Source organism: Sulfitobacter sediminis, from assembly GCF_040811725.1.
Lineage (GTDB): Bacteria > Pseudomonadota > Alphaproteobacteria > Rhodobacterales > Rhodobacteraceae > Sulfitobacter > Sulfitobacter sediminis.
The window spans coordinates 1-256 of the sequence record NZ_JBFNXX010000187.1 but is presented as its reverse complement, the minus strand read 5'-3'; the positions used below and the strand labels follow the sequence as shown (position 1 = coordinate 256).

1 protein-coding gene is annotated in these 256 nt (G+C 37.9%); it reads left to right on the top strand.

The window, feature by feature from the left end:
* Nucleotides 1-69 precede the first annotated feature (69 nt).
* On the top strand, nucleotides 70-256 hold a 187-nt coding region (locus AB2B41_RS23615), incomplete at its 3' end, for a hypothetical protein (protein ID WP_367880263.1).

Here is a 256-nt window from a genome sequence, read left to right as displayed (position 1 = left end):
CCGGGGCTGGCGGGGTGGGTCCAGCCAGCCTTTCAGGTTCGCGCTGATCGCGTTCTACCCCGCCTCGACATGCACAGCATCAACATAGAGGCACGCGAGAAACGAGAAAAACACCAACACCAAAAAAAAAAAAAAAAAAACACAAAACAACAAAAAAAAAAACAACAACAAAAAAAAAAAAAAAAAAAAAAAACCCAAACACAAAAACCAAAAAAAAAACGACAAAAAAATCCAATAAATACAGCAGTAAAAAAAA